The organism is Streptomyces sp. NPDC002536 (genome assembly GCF_053594995.1).
Window position 1 is genome coordinate 76,195 of record NZ_JBSFWU010000024.1, and the last position, 6,343, is coordinate 82,537.

At 68.1% G+C, this 6,343-nt stretch carries 6 protein-coding genes and 2 pseudogenes; 2 read left to right on the forward strand and 6 right to left on the reverse strand.

Translation table 11 applies throughout. From position 1 onward, the window contains the following. Positions 1 to 71: 71 nt before the first annotated feature. The 4 genes from ACWD4B_RS11855 to ACWD4B_RS11870 form a co-directional block, all read right to left on the reverse strand. Positions 72 to 512 carry a hypothetical protein gene (locus ACWD4B_RS11855; RefSeq protein WP_451420613.1) on the reverse strand — a complete coding sequence of 147 codons (441 nt, stop codon included), beginning with the start codon at positions 510 to 512 and terminating at the stop codon, positions 72 to 74. A gap of 178 nt (positions 513 to 690) precedes the next feature. Beyond that, positions 691 to 1,482, reverse strand: a complete 792-nt coding sequence (locus tag ACWD4B_RS11860) for a maleylpyruvate isomerase family mycothiol-dependent enzyme (RefSeq protein ID WP_451420614.1) — start codon at positions 1,480 to 1,482, stop codon at positions 691 to 693. Between the two features lie 199 nt (positions 1,483 to 1,681). Then, positions 1,682 to 1,978, reverse strand: a complete 297-nt coding sequence (locus tag ACWD4B_RS11865; RefSeq protein ID WP_451420615.1) for a hypothetical protein — start codon at positions 1,976 to 1,978, stop codon at positions 1,682 to 1,684. Positions 1,979 to 2,110: 132 nt separating this feature from the next. Then, on the reverse strand, positions 2,111 to 2,611 hold the full coding sequence (locus tag ACWD4B_RS11870) for a recombinase family protein (RefSeq protein ID WP_451420616.1): 501 nt from the start codon (positions 2,609 to 2,611) through the stop codon (positions 2,111 to 2,113). 259 nt (positions 2,612 to 2,870) lie between these two features. On the opposite strand from ACWD4B_RS11870, the gene ACWD4B_RS11875 reads away from it, so the two are divergent. Beyond that, positions 2,871 to 3,596 (forward strand): dienelactone hydrolase family protein, encoded by a 726-nt coding sequence (locus ACWD4B_RS11875; RefSeq protein WP_451420617.1) that lies wholly within the window; start codon positions 2,871 to 2,873, stop codon positions 3,594 to 3,596. Positions 3,597 to 3,615: 19 nt separating this feature from the next. Here the strand turns inward: ACWD4B_RS11875 and ACWD4B_RS11880 are convergent. After that, a pseudogene (locus tag ACWD4B_RS11880) lies at positions 3,616 to 4,211 on the reverse strand (Tn3 family transposase); the annotation flags it as partial. Between the two features lie 184 nt (positions 4,212 to 4,395). On the opposite strand from ACWD4B_RS11880, the gene ACWD4B_RS11885 reads away from it, so the two are divergent. After that, the gene (locus ACWD4B_RS11885; RefSeq protein ID WP_451420618.1) at positions 4,396 to 5,577 is read left to right on the forward strand and encodes a cytochrome P450 family protein; all 1,182 of its coding nucleotides are present in this window, start codon (positions 4,396 to 4,398) and stop codon (positions 5,575 to 5,577) included. A 68-nt stretch (positions 5,578 to 5,645) separates the two neighbouring features. Here ACWD4B_RS11885 and ACWD4B_RS11890 read toward each other — a convergent pair. Then, positions 5,646 to 6,297: pseudogene (locus tag ACWD4B_RS11890) on the reverse strand (IS256 family transposase); the annotation flags it as partial. Positions 6,298 to 6,343 lie beyond the last annotated feature (46 nt).

Consider the following 6,343-nt stretch of genomic DNA (forward strand, 5'->3'; position numbering starts at 1 on the left):
CTTCCGTCACCGGGAGCGGCTCGTACAGGAAGAGGATCGTGCAGCCGGTCCTGCTCCCGGAGGGGAGAGGATCAACCGAACTGCAGCGCCACGTTCTTCTCGACGCACCGACGCAGCACTACCACCAATTGCCGGGTGTCGTCGATGTGATGCCGCAGGAGCAGGTCGTCGCCCTGGCGCAACCACTGGTCGGTGATCGCCTCCAGCCGGGGAATGATTGAGGCGCATTCGGCAGCGGAGAGCTCGCCGTCATCGTCCGGGTGATGAAGGAACGGCTCCAACGCAGTGGTGACGTCGCTCCACGGGCGCTCACCGCTCCGGAAGCCCTGCATCTCGTCCAGGATGAACCCCTCGGTCTCGGCCAGCCGCTGCCGCAGAGCATGGAACCCGTGGTACGACCAGGAGACGTCCGGACCGTCGGCGTCGCTGCCGTCCGGAAACAAGCACAACCCCACAGGACTCTCCTCGTTCGTCGGCTTCACAGCATCGAACAGAGAGAGCAGTACCAGCAACTGAAATGTTCTCTGCGTACTGAATAGAGCCGATCACTGAGCCGTGCCCGGGCCGAAATCGAGCGCGGTGATGTGCCGGATGTAGTGCCGCATGTGCGGCGGCATCCGCTCCGGCAGCTGTTCTCCCTACGGTTTGAGACTGTCTCAGCGAACGGGTGACCGCGTCGTCGACCACGCTTTACGCGTTCGGGTCCCAGGCGAAGAGCCGCTCGAAGACGACCCGGTCGCCGTCGATCTTCACCGAGTCCAGCGGTGTGCGTCCGTAGAACCACAGGACCAGCTCACCGGCCGTGCCCCGGGCGGAGGCGTCGGCCGGGGCCTGGGCCTCGCCCTCGCCGGCAGCCGGGAGGCGGACGGCGCGGGCGCCGTCCGCCTCGACCGTGAAGCGCCAGGAGCGGCCCTCGGTGGCGTGGTAGTCGACGACGGCCGGCTCGTGCGGCCAGACGCCCGACCACGCGCAGCAGGTGAACAGGAAGTCCTCGACGCCGTCCAGCGCCACCTCTGCCGGCAGCGGCTGCGCGGCGCCCACGGTGAGCTGGGCGTCATAGGTGTGCATCGCGATCTCCTGAAGCTGGTGCCGGGCGACGGCACCGCTGGTCCGCGGCGACTGCGAGGCGCCCCACCACGTCCAGCACTCGGCGTCCGGGCCGACCTCCCGCAGGGTGTCCAGCAGCTCCTGCGTCGACGCGGCCAGCCAGGCCACCAACGCCTCGCGCTCCCGGGGCGCCTGCGCCTCGGCGCGCGCCGCCACGGCCTCGGCCGGCGGGGCGTCGGCCGGACCGGCCTCGACGACGGCGGCCCAGAACGGGCGACCCGAGCCCAGGTGCCGCGCCAGGTCGAACAGCGTCCACTCGGGACAGGTCGGCACCTGCACGTCCAGGCTGGGCGCGGCGGCGATCGCGGCCCGGAAGGCCGTCGCCCGCTCGTCGATCAGTCGCAGCAGGTCAGGGAGTTCAAGATTCTTCTGCACTACGGCTGTCTATCACCGCACTCCGGCGGCCGAAAGCGAATTTCCCAGCCGCCGCCTGCCGACACGGTGTGTCAGTCTCGACAACCGCGCCAAGTACTTGTCGGAACAGCTGGAGGTATGGCTCCACGCTCACGCCCTCCGCGCAGGATGCTCCCCCTACGAGGTGATCAAGCAGGCGCTCGAATCGTACTTGGGTGTCTCACGCACGGGTTCCACCCGATCTTCGACGCCGGGCCGTTTCGTTGCGGTGAAGTTCTCGAAGCGGCGCTGGCGATGTCTCGCGAGACAGCGAAACGGTGGAGAACAACTTTTCTATGGGGAAGGAGCGCAGGGCTTGTCCCTCGCCCAGGCGCAGTTCGCTCTCCTGCCCGTCCCAGATGCCGACGAACACGTGGGGTGGCGTCTTGAGCGGTGCGTACGCGATATCGGTGACCGGCTCGATGCTGTCCAGGCAGATGTCGGTCTCTTCCTCAAGTTCCCAAAGGATGGTGTCCATCGGGTTTCCCCCGGCTCTTGCCCACCGCCTGGGAGCGACCAGTGGCCGGGTCAGGGGATGCCGGGCAGTTGCAGCAGGACCTCCCGCCGGCTGGTGGTGATCACCGCCAGGCATCCCCGATGCGGCACGGAGTCAGCAGTCACGACGATCCTTGCTCCGGCGTCCGCCCTTGCTGCCCTTGGCCTCGGCGGCGCGCAGCCCGTCGTAGGTCAGCTCTCGCTGGAGGTCGCGTTGGAGTTCGCCGCCGGCGGCGAGGGTCTGCACCATGAACCTCACGGTGGACAGCAGCTCTCCGGTGCGCGGGTGGCGTGCGGTGAGGTCCATCGCGGAGAACGCGCCGTCGTGGACGCGCAGCGCGACCTGGTCACGGTGGAGGACGTCGAGCACGTCGAGGATGTGCCCGGTGCCGCGCACGAGACGGAACATCTCGGAGATGTGCACGGTGTCGCCCGGCCGCGCGTAGGTGAGCAGTTCACGGAACTTCGGGCGCTGGAGGGGGTGGCGGCGGCTGGAGGTGCCCGGGTCCTCCTCGAAGACGACCGGGTCCTCGACCCCGGCCTCGGCCAGGACGAGGTTCTGCCGGGCGGTGAACTGCTGGTCGGCCGAGACCCGCTTGTGGACCAGGTTCGCCACCGAAGGGCCCCTTCCGTACGGAGGATCGGACCCTATCTGTCGTCAAACCCTGTCAGCAGTCAGCATCGGATCTGATGGGATTCGGGCCGCCGCGAACCCCCGGATTGCACGGGTTCATTGGACGCGCCGCCGCCCTGTCGTCAAACGATCGTTTGACGACAAGTGGACAACACCCCGGAGACGCAGCCGAGACAGACCACTGTCCGCCAGCGGTGAACAACCGTCCGAGCGAACCTCACGGTCACTACAGTCCAGTCGCATGACGACGGTCACAACGCGTGCAGTGGAGTATCCAGCCGACAACCTGACGATGATCGGGCACCTCGCGCTCCCGGCCGGTGCCGATCGCCGACCCGCAGTCCTGATCGGACCCGAGGGGATGGGACTCAGCCACGTCGAGCGCCGCCGGGCCGAGGCCCTGGCGGAGCTGGGGTACGTGGCACTGGCCTTTGACCTGCATGGAGGGCGCTATTTGAGCGATCCCGAGGAGATGCTGGCCCGTTGCATGCCGCTGCTCTCCGATCCCGACCGGATGCGGTGCATCGGCCACGCGGCGCTTGACGTGTTGCGCGCGGAATCGCGGGCCGACCTCGACCGCATTGCGGCTGTCGGTTACGGCACCGGGGGCGCCATTGCGTTGGAACTCGGGCGCGACGGCGTTAACCTGCGCGCGATCGGGACAGTCAATGCACTGACCACGGGCCGACCGGACGAGGCGACACGCATTCGCTGTCCGGTGTGGGCCGGAGTCGGTTCGGAAGACCCGATCATGCCGCCCGCGCAACGGGAGGCATTCACCGCCGAAATGCAGGCCGCAGGCGTCGACTGGCGCCTCACGGTCTACGGCGGAGCCTTGCACGCCTTCCACCACCCACCGGTCGACCACGCCGTGCCCCCCGGTGTCGGCTACCACCCGCGGCACGCACAGCGAGCTTGGCGCGACATTGTCGACCTGCTCACCGAGTGCCTACCCATAACACAGTGATGTGGTCGGCTACTGACGCTCACTCATGCCCGCCATCCTCGCCCTCGTCCAGCTCCGGCGCGTCCGGGTCACGCAGCGGGCGCAGGGCGCCGGCGGCCGGGACCTGGGCGATGAAGCTGTAGCGGCCGAGCAGGTTCAGGTTGCGGTGCTTGAGCGGGGACAGGCGGGCGATGTCCTCCTCGCGGATCTCGTGGCCCTGGAGCTGGGCGACGGCGGCGTCTGCCGCCGGTAGGTGTCGTCGACCGGGTCGACTACCCGCAGCAGGTGCTCGGTCTTGGCGATCCGCCCGTACTCGGCGAACGCCGATCCCAGCGGGGTCGGGCGCCCGTCGCGTCCGAACATGCGCAGCAGGTCGTAGGCGTGGACCTGGTTGGTGACCAGGGAACCGGCGACCTTCAGCATGCCCGGCCAGTGCGTGATCACCTTGTTCAGGTTCACGCGGTTGCGGGCCAGGCCCTCCAGTGCGCCGTACGTGCCCGTGTCGACGCCGGGCATGGCGGCCCGCCAGAACCGCTGGTCGTCCAGGTCGCGGAAGCGCGGGCTGAAGTTGTAGCCGAGGATCTTGAACAGGCCGAACACCATGTCGGAGTACGAGGCGTTGTCGGCGGCCACCAAAGCACCGAGGCCTGAAGCCGAATGGCGACATTGCCCGGCCTGCACCCGGCACCGATGAACGAGAGGGCACCCCGAGAGCCGAGCCCGAGTGGTTGCTGCTCGTCGCCCAGGCATACGCCAACAGCGACGTCGTGCGTGCGATCATCACCGGGACCGTCCAGGACAAGGAAGCAGTCCCCACACCATGAGCGACCCGCTGTCGTGCCCGGAGTTCCTCCAGAACCCCTACCTCTTCTACGACGAACTCCGCGCGGCAGCCCCTGTGCACCAGGTGACCACCGGCTCTGGAGGCAGGCCGAGCTACCTCGTGACCGGCTACGCCGAAGCGAAGGCGGCATTCACGCACCCGGGCCTGTCCAAGGACACCGTCCGGTTCTTCGCCGCCCGCGCCTCCGCCCGCAACCTCCACCCCGCAGTCGCCCACACCATGCTGGCCACCGACCCACCCGAACACACCCGGCTGCGCCGCCTGGTGACCAAAGCGTTCACCACCGGTGCCGTCACCCGCCTGCGCCCGTACATCCAGCACACCGTCGACCACCTCCTCGACGCTCTCCCGCGCGACGGTGAAGCCGACCTCGTCGCCGGTCTTGCCATCCCGCTGCCGGTCACGGTGATCTGCCAGCTGCTCGGCGTCCCCGAGGCCGACCGAGCCCGGGTACGCGCCTGGTCGAACGACCTCTTCGCCGCCGGACAGCCCCAGCAGATCGACGCGGCCTCCCACGCCGTGGCCGGCTACATGGCCAGCCTCATCGAGGCGAAGCGATGCTTCCCGGACGACAGTCTCCTGCACGACCTCATCACTGTCCGGGACGAAGGCGACCAGCTCAGCGAAGACGAGCTCGTCTCCCTGGCCGTCCTCCTGCTCGTCGCCGGCCACGAGACCACCACGAACTTCATCGGCAACGCCGTCCTGGCACTCCTCCAACACCCCGAACTCCTCGACCGCGCACGAGTTGAACCCGGCCAGATCAGCAACATGCTGGATGAACTGCTGCGCTACGACTCACCGGTCGGCATCGCCACCTTCCGCTACAGCACCCAACCGATCACCCTCGGGGAGACCGAAATCCCCGCTGGCGTCCCCGTGCTCATCTCGCCCGGAGCAGCCAACCGCGACCCCGCCCGGTACCCGACTCCCGATCGCCCCGACGCCGACCGTGACGCCAGGGGACACCTGGCCTTCGGCCACGGAATCCACCGCTGCCTCGGCGCGCCGCTCGCCCTGGCCGAGGCGGAGATCGTCCTCCGCGCGCTGCTGACCCGATTCCCCGGACTACGCCTCGCCGTAGCCACCGAAGAACTTCAGTGGCGCCGCACACGGCTCATGCGGGGATTGGAATCCCTGCCCGTGCTCACGCAGTAGAAGGGCATGTTAGTGACTCCGTGTAAGTCCTGGGGTTTCAGTTGAGCGTAATACGGTCCTGGAAGTAGATCGAGAAGGCGTTCAGCGCGGCCTTCCAGTGCGGCGCGACGTGGGTCTTGCAGCAGCGCCGGTACGAGCTTGCCGTGGTCGGCCTTCGACGCGTATCGGAGAGAAGGCCTCACCAAGTGGATCACACAGGTTTGAACGGTCGCTCGGGGCCGGACGGCGTTGATGGCGTCCGGCCCCAGGGAGCCCGTCGCAGCAGGCCACGAGTACGTCCTCAACTCCGAGGGCCCTCAACTCGCCGAAGATGGTGAGCCACTGGCGGGCGCCCTCGCCGTCCTTGCCGATCCACAGGCCAAGGACGTGCTTGCAGCCGTCGAGGGCAACTCCGACGGCGAGACAGACGGGGCGGTTCGCCACCTTGCCGTCCCGCACTTTGATCCACAGCGCGTCGATGTGGACGACCGGCCAGACCGCGTCGAGCGGCCGTGACTGCCACGCTGTGATCTCATCGTTGACGGCGTCGGTCACCTTCGAGATGAGGTCCGGCGACACCTCGGTCCCATACGTCTTCGCCAGATACGAGCGGATGTCACGGACCGTCATGCCGAGCGTGTAGAGGGCCAGGACCTGCTCGTCGACCCCCGACAGCCGCCGAGCGTTCTTCGGGACGATCTGCGGTTCGAAGCCGCCGTTGCGGTCCCGCGGGACCGCAACGGCAGGTCGGGAGTTCACAACTCTGTACTGCCGTCACGACAATGCG